This window comes from Geodermatophilus sp. FMUSA9-8, from assembly GCF_037034165.1.
Classification (GTDB): domain Bacteria; phylum Actinomycetota; class Actinomycetes; order Mycobacteriales; family Geodermatophilaceae; genus Geodermatophilus; species Geodermatophilus nigrescens.
Genome location: NZ_JBAGKE010000001.1, coordinates 722,384 through 743,890 on the forward strand (window position 1 = coordinate 722,384; position 21,507 = coordinate 743,890).

Sequence of the window (21,507 nt, forward strand, 5' to 3'; positions counted from 1 at the left end):
GGGCGGGTGGAATGGCCGGTACCCGTCTGTATCGTGCCGCGGGTGATCTGCGTCTCCCGCCGCCGACGACCACCGGCCGACGTCGTGTTCGTCAACTGGCGTGACGACAGCCACCCGGAGGGCGGCGGGTCGGAACGGTACGTGCACCGCGTCGCCGAGGGGCTGGCGGCCGCCGGGCTCGACGTCGAGCTGTTCTGCGCCGCGCACGGCCGGGCGCCCCGCGAGGAGGTCGTCCGCGGCGTGCGGGTGGTCCGCCGCGGCGGGCGCCTCGGCGTCTACCCGCGGGCGCTGCTGCACGTCGCGCGCCGCCGTCCGCGGCTGGTGGTGGACGTGCAGAACGGCCTGCCGTTCTGCAGCCCGCTGGTCACCCGGGCGCCGGTCGTGGTGCTCGTCCACCACGTGCACCGCGAGCAGTGGCCGATCGTCTTCGGCCGGCTCGGCGGCGCGATGGGCTGGTGGCTGGAGTCCCGGCTGGCGCCCTGGGTCTACCGGCGCTCCCGCTACGTGACCGTCTCGGAGGCGACGCGCACCGAGCTCGCCGGCCTGGGCGTCGCGCCCGGGCGGGTCGCGGTGGTGCCCAACGGCGTGGAGCCGGCCCCGCGCGTGGCGGTGCGCCGCTCGGCGTCGCCGCGGCTGGTCGTGCTCGGCCGGCTCGTCCCGCACAAGCGGGTCGAGCACGCCCTCGAGGTGCTCGCCCGGCTCTCCGGGCGGTACCCGGAACTGACGCTGTCGGTGGTCGGCGAGGGCTGGTGGGACGAGCGGCTGCTCGCCGAGGCCGAGCGGCTCGGCGTCGCCGGGCGGGTGGAGTTCCACGGCTTCCTCGACGAGCCCGCCAAGCACGCCGAGCTCGCCCGGGCGTGGGTGCACCTGTGCCCGTCGGTCAAGGAGGGCTGGGGCCTGGTGGTCACCGAGGCCGGCACGCACCGGACGCCCACGGTGGGCTACCGCTCGGCGGGCGGGCTCAACGAGTCGGTGCTCGACGGCCGCACGGGCCTGCTGGTCGACGACCTCGACGGGCTCGCCGACGCGGTGGAGCGCCTGCTGGAGGACGAGGACGGCCGCACCGCGATGGGGGCGGCCGCGGCCCGGCACGCGGCCGGGCTGGACTGGGACTCGAGCGTGCGGGGCTGGGGTGCGGTGCTGGCGTCCGCGCGGGCGGACGCCGGCACCGGGTCAGCCGCGGGTGCCGTAGTCGAGGACGTCGATCGGCTGCTGGTCGCTCTGCTCCACCGCGGAGGTGTCCGGGTCGACGACGGCGGTGACGCCCGCGACGGCGGCGGCACCGACGGCCGCACCGGCGCCGAGGGACAGGAGCACGGCCAGGAGGGTCTTCACGCGGTCACTCGTTTCTCCGGAGGGCGACGACGGAGCGCCACCGTAGACGCCCGCACGGTGATCCACAACGCAGAGGCCCCGGCGATCCCCAGCGCGAGGCCGTGAGCGGCGATCACCGCGGCCGCCCGGCCGGCCGCCGGCCGGGGGCCCTCGACCGCGCCCGGCACGCGGTGCAGCACCAGGTCGGCGCCGGCGAACGCCACGGGCAGCCCGGCCACCGCGGAGGGCACCTCCGGGCCGGGCGTGCCGCGCTCCACCAGCACCCAGCCGACGCCGAGGCGGGCCAGCTCCGCCGGGTCGCCGGCGGCCGCCAGGACGGCACGGGCGCGGGTGTCCTCGCCGCGCACCGCCTCGCCGTCGACCCGCAGGGTGTCGTCGGCGACCACCGGCCGGGGCAGCCAGCGCGCGGCCGGGTCGAGCTGGGGGCGGCCGTCGTTCCAGTCGAAGGCGCGGTAGACCCCGGCGGGCAGGACCAGCACGTCGCCCGGCGCGTCGTCGTCGGCGAGCACCTCGCGCACGGCCTGCCAGTCGGCGGGCCACGCCACCGGCTGCAGCCGCCCGCCGACGCCCCAGGCCAGGTCGGGGACGGCGACCAGCGGCAGGAGCAGCGCGAGGGCGGCGACCGCCCGGGCGCCGGGCGCGGGCAGCAGGTCCCGCAGCGCCGCGTACGCCCGGCGGGCGCCGAGCCCGGCGCCCACGGCCAGCGGCAGGGCGACCCAGGCCGCCCACTTCTGCCCGTCGCGCAGCAGGCCCGCGCCCGGCACGGTCGCGACGGCCGCCTCGAGCAGCGCCGAGGCACCGGGGAGCGCGCCGGCGAGGGCCAGCAGCAGCCCGGCCGCGCCGAGCACGAGCAGCCGCGCCCCGGTGCCGGCCCGCACCGCGCGGGCGGCCCAGCCGGCGACGGCGAGGGCCAGCAGCAGCGCCGTGACCACGGGGACGAGCACCGAGGCGCGGGACGGCGGCACCGCCGCGGCGTTCCAGAGTCCGCCGGTGCCGAGCACGGCGAGCACCGGCCCGCCCCAGTTCTCGCCGCGGGCGGCGAACGCCGCGACGCCGGCCGGGTCGGAGGTGCCGGCCGCCGGGCTGAGCACGGCGGCGACCACCCACGGGGCCGACAGGAGCGCGACCGCCGCGAGGGCACGCCCGGCGCCCCTCCGGCCGGTGCCCGCGACGACCGCGCCGGCGGCGAGCAGGCTGCCGGTGGGGCTCAGGACGGCCGGCACCAGGGCGAGCACCAGGCCCGGCAGGGCGCCCGGCTCGCCGGCGCGCAGCCGCACCCCCGCCCGCGCCACCCAGGGCAGGGCCGCCCAGGCGAGCAGCAGGGTCCACTGGCCGAGCAGCAGCCGCTCGGCCAGGTAGGGGCTCCAGCCGTAGACGAGGCCGGCCACCGCGCCGGCCAGCCCGCGGCGGCCGCCGGGTCCCGGTGGCACCAGCCGGGCGGCGCCGAGCACGGCCGCGTACACGGTGGCGACGAGCAGCGCCTTCTGCACGAGCGCCCCGGGCAGCAGCGCGGTGAGCAGCGCGGTCGCGCCGTCGGCGGGCACGGCCCGCGGCAGGGCGCCGGACAGACCGAGCGCGTCGAGGTCGAGGTCGAGCCGCGGCACCGAGACGAGGTCGCCGAGCAGCACGTGTCCGGGCGCCAGCGCCGGGGCGCTCACGAGCAGCGCGACGGCGAGCGCCAGCCAGCGGGCCTGCCAGGGGGAGCGGTCGGGCAGCACGCAGTCGTCCACGCGCGCCCTCCGTCCCCGTCCGCCGGCCCGCGCCCGGCCGCAGGTCTCCCGCAGGGTAGGTGGGCCGCGTGAGCCTGCCCCGCCCGCGACACCCGCAGGAGGGAGCCGCGCCGGCCCGGCCCGCGGGAGCGGGCGCGGTCCCGGCGGCGCTCGTGTCCGGCTCGCTGCTGCTGGTCAGCGGCCTGGCCTACGTCGTCACGGTGCTCGCCGCCCGGGCGCTCACCCCGCAGTCCTACGGCGAGCTGGCCGCGCTGCTCGGCGTGCTGCTGGTCGGGTCGGTGCCGGCCACCGGGCTGCAGACGGCGGCCGCGCTGCACCTGGGCCGGCACCCGGCGTCGGCGGCGGCGCGGGCCGTCCCGCGGCTGCACGCCACCGCGCTGGTCGCGAGCGTCGCCGTGGGCCTGGTCGCGCTGGCCGCCGTGCCGCTCGTGGTGTCGGTGCTGCGCCTGCCCGGGGCGACCGGCGCGGTCTGGCTGGCCGTCGCGCTGGTGCCGCAGACGCTGGTCGGCGGGTACGACGGCATCCTGCAGGGCACCGGTCGGCACGGCCGCCTGGCCGCGGTGTTCGTCTCCTTCGGCGGGCTCAAGTGGGCCGGAGCCGTGACCGGCCTGCTGGCGGGCGGGACGCCGGCGGCGGCGCTGGCGGGCATGGCGGCCGGGTGCGCGGCCGGCGCGCTGGTGTCGTGGCTCGGCTGCGGGCGGCCGGGGGTGTCGCGGGGCCTGCGCGGCCCGGCGCGGTCGGCGGTCCGGGCGGCGGGCGCGCTGCTCGGGCTGGTCCTGCTGGTCAACCTCGACCTGCTGCTCGCCCGCCACCACCTGCCCGCGGCGCAGGCCGGCGAGTACGCCGTGGGGGCGGTGTTCGCCAAGGTGGCCTACTGGCTGCCGCAGGGCGTCGGCGTCGTGCTCCTCCCCCGGCTGGCCGACCCGGCGTCGCGGCGGCAGGCGCTGCCCGCGGCGCTCGGCGTCGTCGCGGCGGTCGGCGGGCTGCTGACGCTGGCCACCGCGGTGCTCGGCGCGGCCGCGCTGCCGCTGGTCGGCGGCGCCGCGTACGGCGCCCACCTCGGCGGCTGGACCTGGGTGTTCACCGCCGCCGGCACGCTGCTCGCGCTGGCCCAGCTGCTGCTCTACAACGGCATCGCGGCGGCCGATCGCACCGCCGCGGCGGTGTGGGCCACCGTGGCGGTGGAGACCGCCGTCGTCGGGGCGCTCGCCGCGGCCGGCGTCCTGTCGGTGCTCGCCGTCGCGGCCGTCGCGGCCGGGGCGGCCACCGCGCTGGTGGGCGTCGGCCTGCTCCGGCTGCGGCGGGCGCACGCCCCGGACGTGGCCGTGGACGCGCAGGTCGCCGGGGCCGCCGTCAGCGGCGCGCCGGTCGCAGCGCCAGCACCGCCAGCGCGCCGGCGGCGCTGAGCGCCGCGCCCGCGAGCGCCGCGGCGTCCCACCCGGCCAGCAGTCCGGCCGCGGTGCCCGCCGCGGTGCCCGCCGAGGTGCCCGCCGGGGTGCCCGCGGTGACCAGCAGGACGACCAGCGTCGCGCCGACCGCCGCGCCGAGGTAGCGCGCCGTGTTGTTCGCGCCGCTGCCCATGCCGGCCCGCTCCGCCGGCACGTGCGCCACCGCCTCCCGCCCGAGCGCCGCGTTCGCCACGCCGTAGCCCACGCCGAGCACCAGCAGCCCGGGCAGCAGCCGCACCGCGGTGGAGTCCACGTCGAGCACGGCGAGGGCGGCCAGGCCCGCGGCCGAGAGGGCCAGCCCGGCGGCCAGCAGCAGCCGCCCGTCGACGGCGGGGAGCCAGCGCAGGCCCACCGACGTCGCCGTGGCCACCGCCGACCACACCAGCACGAGCACCGTCGTCGCCAGGAGGCTCTCGCCCAGGCCGCGCTGCAGCACGGTGGCGAGGAAGGACATCAGCCCGACCGTGGCCGCGCCGGTGACCAGGGCGCCGACCAGCGCGGCGGTGAACCCGCGGACGCGGAACAGGCCGAGGTCGACCATCGGCGTGCGCACCCGGCTCTCCGCCAGCACGAAGCCGACGGCCAGCAGCACGCCGCCGCCCAGCAGCACCGCCGTCGGGAGCGCGCCGGCACCGCTGCGCGGCGCGACCAGGCCGACGAGCAGGCAGGTGACGGCGGCGACGAGCAGCACGGGTCCGGCGACGTCGACCCGCGGCCGGCGCGGGCGCGGGGACTCCGGCAGCAGCAGGCGCGCGGCGACGGCGAGCAGGAGCGTGACGGCGGCGGTGGCGACGTGCGTGGCGCGCCAGCCGTCGTCGCCGTCGAGGACCACCGCGGCCAGCCCGCCGACGCCGGTGCCCGCGCCCAGCGCCGCGCCCCACACCGCGGCGGCGCGCGCCCGGGCCGGGCCGAGCGGGAAGACCTGCGCGACCAGGCCGAGCGAGCAGGCGAGCACCGCGGCGCCGCCGACGCCCTCGACCAGCCGCCCGGCCACGAAGACACCGGTGCTCCCGGCCGCGGCGGTCAGGCCGGCCCCGGCGGCGAGCAGCACCAGGCCGGCGGTGAAGACCAGCCGCCGCCCGACGTCGTCGGCGACCGACCCGGCCACCAGCAGCGCCGCGGCGAGCCCCACGCTCATCGCCGAGAGCAGCCACGCCTGCCCGCCGGGACCGGTGCCGAGGTCGCGCGCGGTGGACACCGTGGTGGCCAGCGGGGTGACGAAGGCGGCCAGCACGAGGAGCGTGCTGGTGGCGACGACGGCGAGCGTGCGCCGCTGGACCGCCGGCGCGGGGGCCGGCGGCGCTGCGGGAGGAGCCTGCTGGACCGAGCGGGACACGCGCGCCCCCAGGGGATCGACGGGCGTCGGTTGGACATCCGAACCGACGTGGCGTCACCGTAGCAGGGCGGAGGCGCCGGTCACAGCCGTCCGGGGGACGTCCGCACGCGTGCTCCGCGCATGGTCTGCGCAGGTCGGGGGCAGGAGGTCCCGGGAGGCACCGCACGGGTGCCGCGAGGACCAGGAGGTGCGCGTCGATGGCGTCCGTCATCCACTTCACGATCGCGACCGTCGCCGAGGAGAGCCCCGACTTCCGCCGGGTGCTGTGGACGGGCAAGAACACCCAGCTCGTCGTCATGACCATCCCGCCGGGCGGGGAGATCGGCGAGGAGGTCCACGAGGACATCGACCAGATCCTCACCTTCGTCAGCGGCGTCGGTGAGGCCAAGGTCGGCGGGTCCACCAAGAAGGTGGCGCAGGGCGACCTGGTCGTCGTCCCGGCCGGGACGAAGCACAACTTCCTCAACACCGGGCCGAACCCGCTGGTCCTCTACACGGTCTACGGCCCGCCGGAGCACGCCGACGGCGCGGTGCACCACACCAAGGAGGAGGCCGACGAGGCGGAGGAGTCCGGCAAGGACGAGCCGCCCACCGAGGACTGAGCCGGAGAGACGCACTCCTCCCCGGTGCCGTCCACGCCGTGGGCGGCACCGGGGACACTGGGCGCGTGACGACCGTCGACGCGCCCCCCACCGAGGTCTCCGCAGCACTCCGCCGGGCCGGCATCGGCGACGTCGACGACTCGGGCCTGGCCCGGGCGCTGTACTCCTCCGACGGCTCGCTCTACCGCGTGCTGCCGCAGGCCGTCGTCCGGCCGCGCGACGCCGACGAGGTCGTGGCCGCGCTGTCGGTGTGCCGGGAGCTCGGCGTCCCGCTGACCATGCGCGGGGCCGGCACCTCGATCGCCGGGAACGCCGTGGGCACCGGCGTCGTCGTCGACACCAGCCGGTACCTGTCCCGCGTGCACGCGATCGACGCCGAGGCGCGCACCGCCGTCGTCGACCCGGGCGTCGTGCAGTCGCGGCTGCAGGCCGCCGCGCGCCCGCACGGGCTGCGCTTCGGGCCCGACCCGAGCACCTCCAACCGCTGCACGATCGGCGGGATGATCGGCAACAACGCCTGCGGCTCGCGGGCGCTGGGCTACGGCCGGACGTCGGACAACGTGGTGGGCCTCGACGTCGTCACCGGCACCGGGCAGCGGCTGCGGCTGACCTCCGGCTCGCCGGTGACCGGCCTGGACGGGTTGCGCGACCTCGTCGCCGGCGACCTCTCCACCATCCGCACCGAGCTCGGCACCTTCGGCCGCCAGGTGTCGGGCTACTCGCTGGAGCACCTGCTGCCCGAGCACGGCTTCGACGTCGCCCGCGCGCTGGTCGGCAGCGAGGGCACCCTCGCCGTCGTCCTCGGCGCCACGGTGCGCCTGGTCGCCGACGCCCCGTACCGCGGCCTGGTGGTGCTGGGCTACCCATCGATGGCCGACGCCGCGGACGCCACCCCCGGCCTGCTGCGGCACGGGCCGACCGCCGTCGAGGGCCTCGACGAGCGCATCGTGCAGCGGCTGCGCGACGTGCCGGCCGCCGTCGTCCCGGACCTGCCGAAGGGCGCCGGGTGGCTGATCGTCGAGGTCACCGGCGACACCGTCGACGAGGTGGCGGCCACCGGCGCCCGGGTGGTCGCCGACGCCGGCGCGCTCGACAGCATGGTGGTCACCGACGTCGCGCACGCCGCGGCGATCTGGCGCATCCGCGAGGACGGCGCGGGCCTCGCCGCGCGCACCTCCGACGGCCGGCCCGCGCACGCCGGCTGGGAGGACGCCGCCGTCCCGGTGACCTCGCTGGGGTCCTACCTGCGGGAGTTCGACGCGTTGCTCGAGCAGCACGGGCTGCAGGGCGTCCCCTACGGGCACTTCGGCGACGGCTGCGTGCACGTGCGCATCGACTTCCCGTTCGGGCGCGAGCCCGACCGGGGCCGGGCCGCCTACCGCGCCTTCGTGGAGGAGGCCGCCCGGCTGGTGGCCCGCTACGGCGGGTCGGTGTCGGGCGAGCACGGCGACGGCCGCGCCCGCAGCGAGCTGCTGTCGACCATGTACTCCCCCGCCGCGCTGGAGCTCTTCGCGCGGGTCAAGGGCCTGTTCGACCCGAGCGACGTGCTCAACCCCGGCGTGCTGGTGCGCCCCGCGCCGCTCGACGCCGACATCCGGGTCGCGGCCGCGCCGCGCAGGCGGGAGGGCCTCGCGCTGCTCTACCGCCACGACGACGGCGACCTGTCCAACGCGGTGCACCGCTGCACCGGCGTCGGCAAGTGCCGGGCCGACCCGTCCGGCGTCGCGGTGATGTGCCCGTCGTTCCCGGCCACCCGCGAGGAGAAGGACTCGACCCGCGGCCGCGCCCGCGTGCTGCAGGAGATGCTCGCCCCCGGCGGGCCGGTGCGGGACTGGCGCTCGCCGGAGGTGCACGCGGCGCTGGACCTGTGCCTGTCGTGCAAGGGCTGCTCGCGCGACTGCCCGACCGGCGTGGACATGGCCAGCTACAAGGCCGAGGTGCTGCACCAGAGCTACCGCCGCCGGCTGCGGCCGCTGTCGCACTACACGCTCGGCAAGCTGCCGATGTGGTCCGACCTGGCCGCCCGGGCGCCGCGGCTGGTCAACGCCGTGCTGCGGTCCCGCGTCGGCGGGCGGCTCGCGCGGTGGGGCGCCGGCGTCGACCAGCGCCGCGACCTGCCCTCCTTCGCGCCGCGGACGTTCCGGCAGACGTGGACGCCGGGCCGGCAGGAGGGCGCGCCGGTGGCGCTGTGGGTGGACTCGTTCACCGACCACTTCGCCCCGCACGTCGCGCACGCGGCCGCGCGGGTGCTCGAGGACGCCGGCTACGCGGTGCAGGTGCCCGGCGACGACACCTGCTGCGGCCTGACCTGGATCACCACCGGCCAGCTCGACACCGCCCGGCGCATCCTCGGCGACACGGTGCGGAGGCTCGTGCCGCTGGCCGACGCCGGCGTCCCGATCGTCGGCGTGGAGCCCTCGTGCACCGCGGCGCTGCGGAGCGACGCCGTCGAGCTGCTCGACGACCCGGCCGCGGCGCGGGTCGCCGCGGGCACCCGGACGCTCGCCGAGCTGCTCGGGGCCACCGAGGGCTGGACGCCACCGTCGCTGGCCGGCGTCGAGGTGGTCGCGCAGCCGCACTGCCACCACCACGCGGTGATGGGGTGGGCGGCCGACGAGCGGCTTCTCCGCTCGGCTGGCGCCACGGTCACCCGGCTCGGCGGCTGCTGCGGCCTGGCCGGGAACTGGGGCGTCGAGAAGGGTCACCACGACGTGTCGGTGGCGATCGCCGAGCAGCAGCTGCTGCCGGCGGTGCGGGAGGCGGGTCCGGACGCCGTCGTGCTGGCCGACGGGTTCTCCTGCCGCACCCAGCTCGACGCGCTGGCCGACCGCCCGGGCAGCCACCTCGCCGAGCTTCTCGCCGACGCGCTGGACCGCGAGTAGTCCAGGCATTGGAAGCTATCCGCACGTCCAGGCGCCGGGAACGTGCGGATAGCTTCCAATGCCCACCCGGGCCGCGGGAATGACGGGCGGGCGGCCGCGTTGGGCGCAGGCATGACGACTCTCGGCATCATCGGCGCCGGCCACATCGGCACGGCGCTCGCCCAGGCAGCGACCGACGCCGGCTACGACGTGGTCCTGTCCAACTCCCGCGGCCCCGAGACCCTGTCCGACCTGGTCGACCGGATCGAGGCCCGCCCGTCGCGGCGCGGGTCGGTGCGCGCGGCCACCGCGGAGGAGGCGGGCGCCGCGGGCGACCTCGTCGTCGTCACGGTGCCGCTCAAGGCGGTCGGCGACGTCCCGGTCCAGCCGCTGGCCGGCAAGGTCGTCATCGACACCAACAACTACTACCCGGAGCGCGACGGCCACATCGCCGAGCTCGACGACGAGTCGACCACCACCGCCGAGCTGCTGCAGGCGCACCTGCCCACCTCGCGCGTGGTCAAGGCGTTCAACCACATCTACGCCGCCGACGTCACCGCCCGCCGCACCCCGCCGGGCACGGCCAACCGCCGCGCGCTGGCGATCGCCGGTGACGACGCGTCGGCCAAGGAGACGGTGGCGTCGTTCATCGACGAACTCGGGTTCGACGTCGTCGACCTCGGGCCGCTCGCCGAGGGCTGGCGCATCCAGCGCGACACCCCCGGCTACGGACCCGACCTCGACCGCGGCCGGCTCACCGAGGCCCTCGCCGCCGCGAAGCGCTACCGCGACATGTGAGCGCGGGCGCCGGGCGGCTCAGGCCGCCCGGCGCTCCCGCCGGTCGCGGACGGCGGCCAGCACCGTCGGCGCGAGGGCCGCGGCGATGCGCGCGTAGCCGGCCGACGACGGGTGGAACCGGTCGGCCGAGAACAGCCCGGGCTCCGCGGTGAACGAGGCCGCGACCTCCGCGGCCACCGGGGCGACGACGGCGCCGTGCGCCTCGGCGACGACGGCCTGCCGCTGCTGCATCAGCCGGCAGGCGGCCTGCACGGCCGGGCGGAACGCCGGCGGGACGAACGGCACGCTGGACATGTCCGGGGCGGGGACGACGACCACGTCGGTGCCGGCGGCCCGCAGGTCGGCCACGGCGGCCCCGAGGGCGGCGGTGGCCTGGTCGACCGGGAGGAACCGGGCGAGGTCGTTGGCGCCGACCACGACGACGGCGAGGTCGGCGCGCAGCGAGGCGGCGCGGCGGACCTGCGCGGCGAGGTCGCGGGAGACGGCGCCGGGGACGGCGAGCACGGTGAGCTCGGTGTCGATGCCCTCGCTGCGCAGGACCTGCGCGAGGCGCGGGCCGAGGCCGTCCTCGACCCGCGCGGCGCCGGTCCCGTACGCGATCGAGTCACCGAGGACGACGAGGCGGAGCGGAGCGGTCACGGTTGGTGCAACGCCGGCCGGCGGGGCGCTGTGCCCGCCGGCCGGCGTGACGTGCGCCTAGTGCGCCAGCGGCGCGGGCGCGCTGCCCTCTCCGCCACTGCGAGCCGGGGCCTGCTCCTCGCCACTGCGAGCCGGGGCCTGCTCCTCGCCACTGCGAGCCGGGACCTGCTCCTCGCCACTGCGAGCCGGGGCCTGCTCCTCGGCCAGCCGCTGGGACCCCGACGTCGTCTTCAGCGGCTTCTCCGGGATGAAGAGCACCACCAGCAGGGCCAGCGCGGCCAGCGGGGTGGCGACGAGGAACAGTTCCGCGGTGGCGTCGGCGTAGGTGCCCTGCACCAGCGCCACGACCTCCGGCGGCAGCGCGCTGACGTCCGGGGCGGCGGCCTCGCCGCCACCGGGCGCCGGGGCGCCCCCGCCGAGCGCGCCGAGGCCGTCGGCGACCCGGGCGGCGAGGATCGCGCCGAGCACGCTGACGCCGATCGTGCCGCCGAGGCTGCGGAAGAACGACACGGTCGACGTCGTGGTGCCGAGCTCCGCGGCGGCGACGTCGTTCTGCGCGGCGAGCACGAGGTTCTGCATGAGCATGCCGACGCCCGCGCCGAGCACGACCATGTAGGCGCCGAGCAGCCAGGTCGACGTCGCGGCGTCGATGGTGGCCAGCAGGCCGAAGCCCGCCACCATCAGCACGCCGCCGAGCACCAGCCAGCGCTTCCAGAGGCCGTTCCTCGTGATGAGCCCGCCCACCACGGTCGAGGACACCAGCAGGCCCGCGACCAGCGGCAGCGACAGCAGGCCGGCCCGCGTGGGCGAGTAGCCCAGTGCCACCTGGAAGTACTGCGACAGGAAGACCGTGCCGCCGAACATCGCGATGCCGACCAGCGCACTCGCCACGATCGCCAGCGTCACCGTGCGGTTGCGGAAGAGGCCCAGCGGGATCACCGGCTCGGGCGAACGCGCCTCGACCACGACGGCCAGGACCAGCAGGACGACGGCGCCGCCGACCATGAGCGCGGTCTGCGCCGACAGCCAGTCGAAGCTGTTGCCGGCGAGGGTGACCCAGATGAGCAACGTGCTGACGCCTGCGGTGAGCAGCAGCGCGCCCAGCCAGTCGACGTGCACGCGCTCGCGGCGCTGCACCGGCGGGAGCGTCAGCGTGCGCTGGATGAGCAGCATCGCCACGAGGGTGAAGGGCACGCCGAGGAAGAAGCACCAGCGCCAGCCCAGCCACGAGGTGTCCACCAGGACCCCGCCGATCAGCGGGCCGGCCACCGTGCCGACGGCGAAGATCGCGCCGAAGACGCCGGCGTAGCGGCCGAGCTCGCGCGGCGGGATCATCGCCGCCATCACGATCTGCACCAGCGCGGTGAGGCCGCCGGCGCCGGCGCCCTGCAGCACGCGGGCGACGATGAGCATGGTGGTGTCCTGCGCGGCTCCGGCCAGCACCGAGCCGACGAGGAACAGGCCGAAGGACAGCTGGATGAGCAGCTTCTGGTCGGCCAGGTCGGCGAGCTTGCCCCAGAGCGGGACGGTCGCGGTCATGGCGAGCAGCTCGGCGGTGACGATCCAGGTGTAGACCGACTGGCTGCCGCCGAGCTCGGGGATGATCGTGGGCAGCGCGTTGGCCACGACGGTGGCGGCCAGGATCGCCACGAACATGCCCATGAACAGGCCCGACAGCGCCTGCAACACCTGCCGGCGGCTCATCGGCGCCGTGAAGTCGGGAGCGGTGCCGGGCGGGCTGTCGGTGGTGGCGGTCGGCGGGCCGGCGGGATCGGCCGGAGCGGACACGGGTGCTCCTCGGGGAGTGCAGCGGGACGGACCACCGGCCGGGCGCCGGCGGCGGGGTGGAGCAGCGTCAGGCAGGGCCGGCGGGGACCGGCAGGCCGGCGGCGAGGAGGTCGAGCGCCTCGTCGAGCAGCGCGTGCAGGTCGGCGCCGTCGCCGGCGCACTGCCAGCGGACCAGCGCCACCCGGACGGCGGCGCCGAGGACGGCGGCGAGCAGCGCGGGGTGCAGGGACCGGTCGGCGTCCAGGCCGCTGCGGGCGGCGAACGCCTCGGTCATCTCCCGCTCCCCGGCCGACCCGACGGCGACGGCGCGGGCCAGCAGGGTGGGCTCGGCGGCCATCACCGACATCCGGCGTCGCCAGCCCTCGGGGTCGTCGACGGCGGCCAGCTCGGCGTGCAGCGCGCCGCGGGCGGCCTCGAGCAGCGGCAGCGACGCGTCCTGCTCGGCGAGCAGCCGGGCGAAGCGGCCGGGCTCGGCCCCACCGGGCTGCAGCAGCGCCTCCTCCTTGGAGGCGAAGTGGTTGAAGAACGTGCGGTACGAGACGCCGGCCTCGGCCGCGACGGCCTCCACCGTGACGCCGGCCCAGCCGCGCTCGACGGCCAGGCGCAGCGTGGCCGCGGCGAGGGCGGCGCGGGTGTCGGCCTTCTTGCGCTCGCGCAGCCCCGGTCCGGTCACGCCGACCAGCATGACCCACTCGCTGCACGATGTGCAAGGTTGCACGGTGTGAAGCTCCGGTGGGCTGCGGCACGACGCACGAGGACCCGGCCGGGATCTCCCGGCCGGGCCCTCGGTGGTGCGGGGTGTCGCTCAGGCCTTCGGGCCGCCCGCGGCGTAGACGACCTGGCCCGAGACGAAGCCCGCGCCCTCGCTCACGAAGAACGACACCAGGTGGGCGATGTCCTCGGGCTGGCCGACGCGGGCCACCGGGATCTGCGAGGCGGCGCCCTTGACGAAGTCGTCGAAGGGGATGCCCATGCGCTCGGCGGTCGCCTTGGTCATCTCGGTCTGGATGAAGCCCGGGGCGATCGCGTTGGCGGTGACGCCGAACTTGCCCAGCTCGATGGCGAGGGTCTTGGTGAAGCCCTGCAGGCCGGCCTTCGCCGTCGAGTAGTTGGCCTGGCCGCGGTTGCCCAGCGCCGAGACGCTCGACAGGTTGACCACGCGGCCCCACTTCGCGTCGACCATGTACTTCTGGCAGGCGCGGGTCATGAGGAACGAGCCCCGCAGGTGCACGTTCATGACGACGTCCCAGTCGACCTCGGTCATCTTGAACAGCATGTTGTCGCGGGTAACGCCGGCGTTGTTCACCAGCACGACGGGGGCGCCGAGCTCGGCGGCGATCCGGTCGACGGCGGCCTGCACCTGCTCGGCGTCGCTGACGTCGGCACCGACGCCGAGCGCCGTGCCGCCGGCGGCCTCGATCTCGGCCACGGTGTCCTTGGTGGTCGACTCGTCGAGGTCGAGCACCGCGACGGCGAAGCCGTCGGCGGCCAGGCGCTTGGCGGTCGCGGCACCGATGCCGCGCGCGGCGCCGGTGACGATGGCGACGCGGGGGGTGGCCTCGCTCATGGCAGTTCCTCTCGCTGGTGGGGCGGCGTCGTCGCCGGCCTTCCGGATGGGGGCCGCCTCCCGGGATCCGGGAGCGGCCCGCGCTGCGCCGGACACGTTACGGCGGGCCCGCGGTGGGCCTGCCGCGGGTCCGGCGGTCGGGGCTCAGGGCCAGATGGAGGCGACGATGATCGCGGCGACCGACAGCTGGGCGGCGGCGCTGACCAGCGCCGCGGGGTGGAAGGCCACCTCGGTGACCAGCGCGCCCATCTTCCCGGGTGTCAGCAGGTCGAGGGCGAGGAAGGCGAGGGCCTGCAGCAGCACGCCGAGCACCCCGAAGACCACGGTGTAGAGCAGCGCCTGGCCGAAGCCGGCGGTGGCGTTGGTCCAGATGGTGGTGAAGATGATCGCGCCCTGCGCGAGGAAGCCGGCCGCCAGCACGATGCCGGCGCTGACCGACCGGTCCTGGTAGATGTGCCGGCCCAGGTGGCCGGGGGTGAGCAGGTCGAGGACCAGGTACCCCAGGGCCAGCAGCACCAGGCCGACGGCGGTGTAGGCGACGGCGTATCCGATGCTGGCCAGCACGGGCGGGACCTCCAGGGGTGGGCGGGCGGCCTGCAGTGTCTATCGCACCGCTCCGTCGGCCCGCACGCGGCGTCCCTCAGCCGTGCCCCGTGTCGCCGGGCCGGACGACGTCGATCCGGACCACGTCGACCCGGTCGAACCCCTCGTCGGTCGAGGGCGGGACCAGCCGGGCCAGAGTGGCGTGGACGCCGACGGGCGGGACCCGCGCGCGCCCCTCGCGGTCGTCGTTGCGCGCCAGGCAGGTGGCGCGCGGGGTGTCCAACCAGACGGCGCGGACCGGGACCCCGGCCGCGCGGGCCGCGCGCACGAGAGGTGCCCGCTCGGCCGGCGAGGGGTGGGTGTTGTCGACCACGACGCTGCGCCCGGCCGCGAGCAGCTCGGCGACGACGCGCTGCTGGCGGGCCTCGCGCCGCCGCGCCCGCGGCCAGTGGTCCTTGCTCACCACCGCGTGCGTGCGGCCCAGGTGCTCGCGCACCCAGGTGGACTTGCCCGCGCCCTGCAGCCCGACCAGGACGACGAGTTCCTGGCCGGGGCCCGGACGGGCAGCGGCGCTCAGGCGGTGCGCCGCAGCGGCGTCACCGGCTCGTCGTCGTCGAGCCCGGCCCGGGACGCGGGGTGCTCGACCAGGGCCAGCACGCGGCCGGACATGAACCGCGCGGTGCGCACCGCAGTGCCGCCGCGGGTGGTCTCGGTGACCTCCACGACGCCGCGGCCGTTGCTGACCTCCACCCGCCGGCCGGCGCGGGTGGCCTCGATCTCGTAGGTGCGGGTGCTGCCGCCGGCGTCGATCACGACCTCGACACGATCGCCCTTCACGGGGCCTCCTCAGGGGGTGCTGCCGGGCACCGCGCCCGACTGTGGATCAACGTCCTCCTGGGGTCCGACATTCCTCGCGGGCGGGGTGTCGGCGGGCTGTCCGTGCAGGTCGGGCGGCGTGTCGGCCGGTCCGGAGCCGCGGCGGGCGGGCCAGTGCGGGTGCATCGCGCGCACCGACGCCAGCGCCGCCCGGCGCGTGTGGGCGCGCTGCCGCGCGCGGCTGGTCCGCGGCGCCCTCGGCTCCTCGCGCAGCAGCGCGTCGAGCCAGTGCCCGCGCGGGTCGACGTCGACCAGGAGGGCCTTGACCAGCAGCGTGAGCGGGATGGCCAGCAGGGCGCCGAGCGCGCCGAGCACCCAGCCCCAGAACAGCAGCGCGAGGAACGTGACCGTCATCGACAGGCCGACGGAGTCGCCCACGAACCGGGGCTGGATCAGCGTCTGGACGACGAAGTTGAGCAGCGAGTACACGACGATGACGACCCAGAACTCGGTCCAGCCGCCGTCGAGGAGCGCGAGCAGCGCCGGCGGGATGACGCCGAGGACGAAACCGATGTTGGGCACGTAGTTGGTGATGAACGACAGCAGGCCCCACAGCACCGGCATCGGCACGTCGAGGATCGCCAGGGCGACGGTGTCGCCGACCGCGACGATCGCGCCGAACACGGTGCTCACCAGCAGGTAGGAGCGGGTGCCGCGGGCGAACAGGCCCAGCGCGATCGGCAGGTGCGGCCGGTCCTCGGCCACCAGCGCCAGCCGCCGGCCGAACCCGCCGGACTCGAGGGCGAGGAAGACCATCGCCGACAGCAGCAGCACCAGCGTGGTCGCGGTGTCGGTGACGCGGGCCAGCAGGTCGGTGGCGAGCCCGACGAGCTGGCCGTAGTCGAAGCGGTCGACGAGCTCCTGGATCTGGGTCGAGGACAGCCCGGCCTCGTCGAGCCGCTCCACGGCGTCGTCGAGGAGCACCGCGAACTGCGGCGCGTAGTCGGGCAGCAGGACGGCGAACTGGGCGATCGCCACGACCAGCAGCGAGCCCAGACCCAGCAGCACGCCCCAGACGAGCAGCAGCAGGACGGTGGCCGCGGCCGCCCGGGGCACCCCGTGCCGCAGCAGCCAGCGCTGCACGGGCATGAGCGCGACGACGACGACCAGCGCGAGCATCACCGGCGCGACGAGCCAGGCGATCTCGCGCACCCCGGCGACGGCGATCGTCGCGGCCGCGGCGCCCACGAGGAGCACCAGCCAGCGGGGCAGCGCGCCGGACAGCAGCCCGCCCGCGCCGGCGGGCTCGGCCTCGGCCGGTGCGGCCGCGGCCGGCTCGGGTGCCGTCACGGCGGCGTCGGGATCGACTGCCACGGCGTCGAGGACGGCGGCGACGACGACCTCCTCGTCGGCGGGGGTGAGGCGGGTGCTCCCGCCGCGGGGCCGGTCCGCGCCCGGTCCGGGTAGGTGCTGCTGAGCGGCCATGGGTCCCCCTCCCCGTCCGGTGCCGCCCGGGCGATCGCGCCCCGGGCGCGACCAGGGTGTCACGGCGCGCCGGGCGGCGCGGCCGGCGTCAGCGGGTGTCGCGGTCCAGCAGCGCGGTCATCTCCGGCAGCTCGAAGAAGGCCGCGGTCTCCCGCGCGCTCGGGCCCCCGGCGTCGGGGTCGGCGCCGGCGTCCAGCAGCGCCCGCACGCCGGCCTCCGAGCGCCGGAACACGGCCGCGGCCAGCGCCGTCTGCCCGCGGTCGTTGGCCCGGCCGTGGTCGGCGCCGCGGGCCAGCAAGGCGGCCACCGTGTCGGGGTGGTCGTGGTAGGCGGCCAGGACGAGGAGGGTGTCGCCCTTCTCGTTGGTGAGGTCGACCGGCACGCCGGCGTCGACGTAGGCGGCGAGCTCCTCGGTGTGCCCGGCGCGGGCGAGGTCGAAGACCCGGCGGGCCAGCTCGAGGACGCCCTCCTCGATCGGCTCCCCGTCCGGCCCGCTCACCGTGCCGCCCCGGCGGCCACCCGGTCGGCCAGCGCGAGGATGCGCCGCCAGGCGTCCTGGCAGGCCTCGCCCCACTCGGGAGCCGCGCGGTCGAAGAAGGAGTGCGGCGCGCCGTCGTAGACGGCGGTCTCGACGTCGGCCCCGCCCGAGCGCATCGTCTCCGCGAGCGCCAGCTGCTCCTCCACCGGCGTCGCGGTGTCGGCCCCCGCGATGAGCATCAGCACGGGCCGGGTGGCGCGGGCCGCGGTGTCGCCGACCATGGCCGGCCGGCCGTAGAACCCGGCGCAGGCGGCGACGTCGAGGTCCCCGCCGGCCTGCCGCCAGGAGTGGCTGCCGCCGAAGCAGAACCCGACGGTGAGCACCGGGAGGTCGGGGCGGGTGCGGGCGCGCAGCTCGGCGATCGCGGCGGAGAGGTCGGCGTCGATGCCCGCGGGCGTGGTCTGCGGGATGTGCGTCTGCCAGTCGAAGTCGGCGTCGCGGGTGCCGGTCGCGGCGACGCCGGCGGTGCGCCCGAACCAGTCGATGGCGACGGCGGGCAGCCCGGCCTCGGCGAACCGCTCGGTGAGGGCGACGTAGTAGGGGTGCAGGCCGCGGATGTCGGGCAGCACGACGACGCCCGCCCCGGCGGCGGCGACGTCGCCCGGCAGCGCCCAGGCGGCCGACATCCGGGTGCCGTCGGCCGCGGTCAGCGTGGTCAGCCCGGAGCCGCCGACCTCCCCGGTCCGGGGCGGTGCGGGCGGGCGGCTGGCGGGGTCGTGGCACATGGCGTCGTTGCTACCAGCCCTCAGTCGACGTCGCTGGGGACGGCCGCCTCCGGCCGGCCGCCGAACGTGGCGGCGGCGACCTCGCGGCGGGCGTCGGTGAGCCACTCGTACTGGCGGTGCGCCTGGTCGATGAGCCGGTCGAGCTCGGCGCGGTCGAGGCGGCCGTCGACCTCGGAGACGATCCGCAGGGTCTCGAAGCCGCTGCGCTTGCCGCGCACGGCCGACGCGAGGAACTCGAACTCGACCAGGTCCGACAGCGGCGAGCGCGACAGCAGCCGGCCGTTGAGCTTGGCGCGGGTCACCTTCTCGGCGAGCCACACGCCGACCTGCTTGTACTGCCGCACCGGGATGCCGAGCACCTCGGTCACCCGGCGCAGGGCGGCGCGCTCCTCGTACAGCTCGTCGCGCAGCTGCTCGAGGGGCTGCTGCCAGCGGCTGCCGCGGTGCACGCCGATCATGCGGCCCACCAGCTCGATGCCGCCGGTGGCCGCGGCCAGGTGGTCGTTGACGTAGATGCCGAGGAGCTCGGCGTTGCGCTGGGGCTGCTCGGGCACGGCGGACCTCCGGTCGGGGGTGTTCCGGACGGTCCATCCTCGCCGATCACCGCCCGGCGACGCGCGGCGGTGTCCCCCGCGCGGGCGGTCAGCCGGCGGCCCGGGCCAGCAGCCGGGCGGCGGCGGGGCGCAGCTCCTGCTCGAGGTCCCAGCCGCCGGCCGCCAGCCGCTGGGCGACCGCCTGGCGGGAGATGCCGAGCGCCGACGCCGCCGCGGCCCGGGTGCCGCCCGCGGCGACCAGGTCGACGGCGGCCCAGGCCGCGTCGCTGCGGCGGGCCAGCAGCACGGCGAGCGCGGCGAGCACCGCCTGGGCGTCGGCGGCGGCGCCGGCGTCGGTCCCGCGCACCGCCAGCCGCGCCGGTCGCCGGGATGCCGCCTCGAGCGCGCGGCGGGCGGCGAGCGCCACCGGGCCGTCGTCGTCGCCCGGCGCCGCGCCCACCCCGATCCGCCAGCCGCCGCGGCGGACGAGCGCGGCGACGGCCTCGACCGCCGCCGCGGGCCCGGCGGCCGGCGCGGCCCAGCCCTCCCCCAGCGGCCGGGCGACCGGCCCCAGCTCCGGGGGCGGGGCGGGGGCGCCGCCGGTCAGCGGGGCGCAGGCCAGGGCCAGGGGCACGCAGGGAGGGTCGCCCTCCCGCGGCGTGCAGGCAAGCTCCTGGACTTGCCCGGCGCGCCGCCTCAGCCGGCGTCGAGCTCCGGCGGGAAGCCGCCGGTGGCCACCGGTCCCCAGGAGTCGATGGTGACGCGCAGCAGCGACTTGCCCTGCCGCGTCATCGCCGCCCGGTACTCGTCCCAGTCCGGGTGCTCGCCGCTGATGGAGCGGAAGTACTCGACGAGTGGCTCGAGCGCCTCGGGCAGGTCGAGCACCTCGGCGGTGCCGTCGAGCTGCACCCAGGGGCCGTCGAAGTCGTCGGAGAGCACGCACAGGGAGACGGCGGGGTCGCGCCGGGCGTTGCGGGCCTTCGCCCGCTGCGGGTAGGTGGAGACGACGACCCGGCCCTCGGCGTCGACGCCATAGGTCACCGGGGACATCTGGACGCCGCCCTCGCGGCGGCGGGTGAGCAGCACGGCGTGGTGCCGCGGGCGGAGGAACTCCAGCAGGGCGGGTCGGTCGACGCGGTCGGCGGTGGCGGTCCTGGGCACGACCCCGACGCTAGCGCCCCCGTGCGCGGGAGCCCGGGCCGTGCCGGCGCCGTCACGAGCCGGTCCCCGTCACGCCGGACACCAGCACCCGGCGCCCGACGTCGTGGTGCACGGTCCCGGTGTCGCGGTCGGTACCCGGTCGGCACCCGGGCACGCCGGTCAGCGCCCGGGGATGCCGGTCGGCGCCCGACCGGTGGGCACCGGTGATCCGTGGTGCGATGGAGACCATGAGGTTCCGCCTTCCCGGACGCCGGGACCCCGCACCGGCCGGCGCGTCCGCCGCGGGCGGCCCCGCGGCCCGCCCGCCCGGCGGGGACGGCGGCCCGCGGTCGTCCGCGCACCCCACCCCCGAGCTGACCGGCGAGGGCGGCCCCCGCGACCCCCGCGTCGACGACCACCGCGCCACCGTGGCGCCCACGCCCACCTGGCAGCGCGGCGAGCGCGCCCGCGCGGCGAGCCGCACCCTCGCCATCGCCTCGGGGCAGCTGCTCCTGATCGCGGCGGCGCTCGTCGTCGTCGGCTGGGTGCTCGGCAAGCTGTGGGTGGTCCTGCTGCCGATCATCCTCGGCCTGCTGTTCGCCACCGTGCTGTGGCCGCCCACCCGGTTCCTCCGCCGGCACGGCTGGCCCCCGGCACTCGCCGCCGCCGTGGTGCTGCTGCTGTTCCTGGGGCTGATCGGCGGGATCATCGCGCTGATCGCCCCGCAGGTCGCCGACCAGGTCACCGACCTGGCCGACCAGTTCACCAGCGGCCTCCAGCAGGTGCAGGACTGGCTGCAGGGACCGCCGCTGAACATCGACGAGGACCAGCTGGGCCAGTACGTCGACCAGGCCATCGAGTCGGTGCAGGGCAACGCCTCCAACATCGCCGGCTACGCCGCCAGCGGTGCCTCCGCCGTCGGCAACGGGCTGATCAACCTGGTGCTGGCCCTGGTGCTCGCCTTCTTCTTCGTCAAGGACGGGCCGCGCTGGGTGCCGTGGCTGGCCGCGCAGGCCGGGCCGAAGGCCGCCCCGCACGTCGCCGCGCTGTCGCAGAAGACGTGGTCGACGCTGTCGGAGTTCATCAAGCAGCAGGCGCTGGTCGGCTTCGTCGACGCGTTCTTCATCGGCCTGGGGCTGTGGATCCTCGACGTGCCGCTGGTGATCCCGCTGGCCGTGCTGACCTTCTTCGGCGCGTTCATCCCGATCATCGGCGCCTTCGTCGCGGGCGCGTTCGCGGTGCTGATCGCACTGGTCGACGAGGGCTTCACCGTGGCGCTCATCGTCTTCGGCATCGTGCTGCTCGTGCAGCAGCTCGAGGGCAACGTGCTGCAGCCGATCATCCAGGGCCGCGGGTTCAACCTGCACGCCGCGGTGGTCATCCTCGCCGTCACCGCCGGCAGCAGCCTTGCCGGGATCATCGGCGCCTTCCTCGGCGTGCCGGTCGCCGCGCTCATCGCCGTCACCTACCGGTACGTGCGCGACGTGTTCGACGGCCGCCACCCGGAGGTGGCCGGCGACGGCACGCACGCCCGGGTCGCCGGGGGCGACGACGGGGCCGTGCTCACCCGGGCGCCCGCGCCGGGAGGGCCCGCCGCGGGGTGAGGCCGGGAATGCGGCGCCT

Annotated in this window: 21 protein-coding genes; 6 read left to right on the plus strand and 15 right to left on the minus strand. The window is 77.1% G+C overall.

Going from position 1 to position 21,507, the window contains the following annotated elements; genetic code table 11:
• The first annotated feature begins 42 nt into the window (after window positions 1-42).
• Window positions 43-1,440, plus strand: coding sequence for a glycosyltransferase family 4 protein (locus tag WA616_RS03505; RefSeq protein ID WP_336027341.1), 1,398 nt, complete (start codon window positions 43-45; stop codon window positions 1,438-1,440).
• Here the strand turns inward: WA616_RS03505 and WA616_RS03510 are convergent.
• Window positions 1,332-3,065: a hypothetical protein gene (locus WA616_RS03510; protein WP_336027343.1), complete on the minus strand. Its 1,734-nt coding sequence runs from the start codon at window positions 3,063-3,065 to the stop codon at window positions 1,332-1,334. The two genes, WA616_RS03505 and WA616_RS03510, sit on opposite strands and share 109 nt — an antisense overlap.
• Window positions 3,066-3,133: 68 nt before the next feature.
• Between WA616_RS03510 and WA616_RS03515 the strand changes: the two genes are divergently transcribed.
• On the plus strand, window positions 3,134-4,471 hold the full coding sequence (locus WA616_RS03515; protein WP_336027345.1) for a lipopolysaccharide biosynthesis protein: 1,338 nt from the start codon (window positions 3,134-3,136) through the stop codon (window positions 4,469-4,471).
• Here WA616_RS03515 and WA616_RS03520 read toward each other — a convergent pair.
• Entirely contained in the window at window positions 4,419-5,849 is a 1,431-nt protein-coding gene (locus WA616_RS03520) for an MFS transporter (protein ID WP_336027346.1), read from the minus strand. The genes WA616_RS03515 and WA616_RS03520 overlap by 53 nt on opposite strands.
• A 197-nt stretch (window positions 5,850-6,046) precedes the next feature.
• Here WA616_RS03520 and WA616_RS03525 point away from each other — a divergent pair, with 197 nt between their 5' ends.
• From WA616_RS03525 to WA616_RS03535, 3 genes are all read left to right on the plus strand, one after another.
• Window positions 6,047-6,451, plus strand: a complete 405-nt coding sequence (locus WA616_RS03525) for a cupin domain-containing protein (protein ID WP_073420751.1) — start codon at window positions 6,047-6,049, stop codon at window positions 6,449-6,451.
• 65 nt (window positions 6,452-6,516) lie between these two features.
• Window positions 6,517-9,333: an FAD-binding and (Fe-S)-binding domain-containing protein gene (locus WA616_RS03530; RefSeq protein WP_336027348.1), complete on the plus strand. Its 2,817-nt coding sequence runs from the start codon at window positions 6,517-6,519 to the stop codon at window positions 9,331-9,333.
• A 111-nt stretch (window positions 9,334-9,444) separates the two neighbouring features.
• The gene (locus tag WA616_RS03535; protein ID WP_336027349.1) at window positions 9,445-10,110 is read left to right on the plus strand and encodes an NADPH-dependent F420 reductase; all 666 of its coding nucleotides are present in this window, start codon (window positions 9,445-9,447) and stop codon (window positions 10,108-10,110) included.
• 18 nt (window positions 10,111-10,128) lie between these two features.
• Here the strand turns inward: WA616_RS03535 and WA616_RS03540 are convergent, their stop codons facing one another.
• From WA616_RS03540 to WA616_RS03600, 13 genes are all read right to left on the minus strand, one after another.
• A complete protein-coding gene (locus tag WA616_RS03540; RefSeq protein ID WP_336027350.1) occupies window positions 10,129-10,749 on the minus strand; it encodes a GDSL-type esterase/lipase family protein in 621 nt (206 codons plus the stop codon).
• Between the two features lie 57 nt (window positions 10,750-10,806).
• Entirely contained in the window at window positions 10,807-12,537 is a 1,731-nt protein-coding gene (locus WA616_RS03545; protein WP_336027351.1) for an MDR family MFS transporter, read from the minus strand.
• A 67-nt stretch (window positions 12,538-12,604) separates the two neighbouring features.
• Window positions 12,605-13,210 (minus strand): TetR/AcrR family transcriptional regulator, encoded by a 606-nt coding sequence (locus WA616_RS03550; RefSeq protein ID WP_336027352.1) that lies wholly within the window; start codon window positions 13,208-13,210, stop codon window positions 12,605-12,607.
• A gap of 132 nt (window positions 13,211-13,342) precedes the next feature.
• Window positions 13,343-14,104: a 3-oxoacyl-ACP reductase FabG gene (gene fabG / locus WA616_RS03555; RefSeq protein ID WP_336027354.1), complete on the minus strand. Its 762-nt coding sequence runs from the start codon at window positions 14,102-14,104 to the stop codon at window positions 13,343-13,345.
• A 144-nt stretch (window positions 14,105-14,248) separates the two neighbouring features.
• Entirely contained in the window at window positions 14,249-14,668 is a 420-nt protein-coding gene (locus WA616_RS03560) for a DUF350 domain-containing protein (protein WP_336027356.1), read from the minus strand.
• A 76-nt stretch (window positions 14,669-14,744) separates the two neighbouring features.
• Complete coding sequence (locus tag WA616_RS03565; RefSeq protein WP_336027581.1) at window positions 14,745-15,224, minus strand: ATP-binding protein; 480 nt, start codon at window positions 15,222-15,224, stop codon at window positions 14,745-14,747.
• Window positions 15,221-15,484 carry a hypothetical protein gene (locus WA616_RS03570; protein ID WP_073420204.1) on the minus strand — a complete coding sequence of 88 codons (264 nt, stop codon included), beginning with the start codon at window positions 15,482-15,484 and terminating at the stop codon, window positions 15,221-15,223. Before WA616_RS03570 ends, WA616_RS03565 begins: the two co-directional genes overlap by 4 nt.
• A 9-nt stretch (window positions 15,485-15,493) precedes the next feature.
• A complete protein-coding gene (locus tag WA616_RS03575; RefSeq protein ID WP_336027359.1) occupies window positions 15,494-16,948 on the minus strand; it encodes an AI-2E family transporter in 1,455 nt (484 codons plus the stop codon).
• An 88-nt stretch (window positions 16,949-17,036) separates the two neighbouring features.
• A complete protein-coding gene (locus WA616_RS03580; protein ID WP_336027361.1) occupies window positions 17,037-17,447 on the minus strand; it encodes an ankyrin repeat domain-containing protein in 411 nt (136 codons plus the stop codon).
• A complete protein-coding gene (locus WA616_RS03585; protein WP_336027363.1) occupies window positions 17,444-18,211 on the minus strand; it encodes a dienelactone hydrolase family protein in 768 nt (255 codons plus the stop codon). The genes WA616_RS03580 and WA616_RS03585 overlap by 4 nt, the downstream gene beginning before the upstream one ends.
• Window positions 18,212-18,231: 20 nt before the next feature.
• The gene (locus tag WA616_RS03590; protein WP_336027365.1) at window positions 18,232-18,765 is read right to left on the minus strand and encodes a hypothetical protein; all 534 of its coding nucleotides are present in this window, start codon (window positions 18,763-18,765) and stop codon (window positions 18,232-18,234) included.
• A gap of 88 nt (window positions 18,766-18,853) precedes the next feature.
• Entirely contained in the window at window positions 18,854-19,378 is a 525-nt protein-coding gene (locus WA616_RS03595) for a hypothetical protein (RefSeq protein WP_336027367.1), read from the minus strand.
• Between the two features lie 62 nt (window positions 19,379-19,440).
• Window positions 19,441-19,905 (minus strand): PPOX class F420-dependent oxidoreductase, encoded by a 465-nt coding sequence (locus WA616_RS03600; protein WP_336027368.1) that lies wholly within the window; start codon window positions 19,903-19,905, stop codon window positions 19,441-19,443.
• A gap of 227 nt (window positions 19,906-20,132) precedes the next feature.
• Between WA616_RS03600 and WA616_RS03605 the strand changes: the two genes are divergently transcribed.
• A complete protein-coding gene (locus WA616_RS03605) occupies window positions 20,133-21,488 on the plus strand; it encodes an AI-2E family transporter (protein WP_336027369.1) in 1,356 nt (451 codons plus the stop codon).
• The last annotated feature ends 19 nt before the right edge of the window (window positions 21,489-21,507 follow it).

Excerpts from the sequence above, each read along its gene's own strand:
- WA616_RS03525 (WP_073420751.1), top strand. The coding sequence starts at position 6,047 with ATGGCGTCCGTCATCCACTTCACGATCGCGACCGTCGCCGAGGAGAGC.
- WA616_RS03575 (WP_336027359.1), bottom strand. The coding sequence starts at position 16,948 with ATGGCCGCTCAGCAGCACCTACCCGGACCGGGCGCGGACCGGCCCCGC.
- WA616_RS03535 (WP_336027349.1), top strand. The coding sequence starts at position 9,445 with ATGACGACTCTCGGCATCATCGGCGCCGGCCACATCGGCACGGCGCTC.
- WA616_RS03605 (WP_336027369.1), top strand. The coding sequence starts at position 20,133 with ATGAGGTTCCGCCTTCCCGGACGCCGGGACCCCGCACCGGCCGGCGCG.
- WA616_RS03585 (WP_336027363.1), bottom strand. The coding sequence starts at position 18,211 with ATGTGCCACGACCCCGCCAGCCGCCCGCCCGCACCGCCCCGGACCGGG.
- fabG (WP_336027354.1), bottom strand. The coding sequence starts at position 14,104 with ATGAGCGAGGCCACCCCCCGCGTCGCCATCGTCACCGGCGCCGCGCGC.